Below are 1,191 nucleotides of genomic sequence, written 5' to 3'. Positions count from 1 at the left end.
AATCCAACTCGCGCCTGCTCAGTGATGGAATGCTCTATGCAGCTAAATTTAATGGCGATGGAACGGGGTCTTGGATTCCCCTAAAAGCCGATACTCCCGTCAATCCTGACCTACCGAGCGAGTATCATGGAGGAATGATTCCTCTACCCCATCGCGATCGCACCCAAGGGGGATTTGAAAAAATTGAACAGGATGGGGCGATCGCCGTCTTCAAGCAAAAATTCCGGACTCTGGGCGACCTCTACCACGGCAACACCCCAGAAGAAGTGCAAGGAGCCATCCTCATTGATGCTCACTTTGCTGCCAACGCTGCCGGAGCCACCTGTACCGCTCGCCCCGAAGATACCATGATCCGTCCCGGAGATGGGGCACTCTTCATCGCCTTCACCTCCGGCAGTCCCGGTGGAGATGGTGGGGCCCATAAAGCCGTTTTCTCCAACAGTAAAGGGGAAAGCCACGAACACGGCTGGATCGTGCGTCTAGAAGAAACCAGCAACGATCCCGCCGCCATGACCTTTCGTTGGGACAATTTCGCCATGGGTGGAGAAGCCACCGAAGGCGGAATGGGCTTTTCTAACCCCGATAACCTGGACTTTGATTCCATGGGCAACCTCTGGATGGTTACCGATATGTCTACCTCCAGACACAATAAAGCTGTACCTCGTGGACGGGTCGATGAACAACGCAACTTTATTAGTCAATCCAATTTACGGGGGATTTTCGGCAATAACTCCATGTGGTATATGCCCCTCTCTGGCGAACATGCAGGAGAAGCCTATCCCTTTGCCCTGTCTCCCATGGAAACCGAATCCTGTGGCCCCTTCTTCACGGAGGATCGCAGAACCCTATTTCTGGCGATTCAACACCCTGGAGAACGCTATGGAATGCGGAAAAACATGGCATCAGAAACCCGTGAATTTTCCATGATGACGACCGACGGCCAAGAATTCATGCAAAGGCGCGTAGTGCCTCTGGGGTCTAACTGGCCGGGTAAAGGGCCGAACGATCCTCCCAAACCTTCTGTAATCGTAATACGCCGGATCGATAATCAACCCCTTGTCTAAATCCAGTTAGCTCTTATCCTTGATTGTCTTGTTCATCTCCCTCTGGTTCAGTGCTGGGGGGAGATTTTTTGGGTAATGAGTAATACAGCAGTTTCCTTATTATACAGCGCGAAGCGCTGCTATGAGG

Annotated in this window: 1 protein-coding gene; it reads left to right on the top strand. The window is 52.1% G+C overall.

Features of this window, described 5'->3' with window-relative positions; all coding sequences use genetic code 11:
• A partial coding sequence (locus tag AC3A14_RS24675; RefSeq protein ID WP_487779250.1) for a PhoX family protein occupies positions 1 to 1,064 on the top strand: 1,064 nt, incomplete at its 5' end.
• Between the last annotated feature and the right edge of the window lie 127 nt (positions 1,065 to 1,191).

The organism is Roseofilum sp., from assembly GCF_982964205.1.
This window is presented reverse-complemented; position numbering and strand designations above follow the sequence as displayed.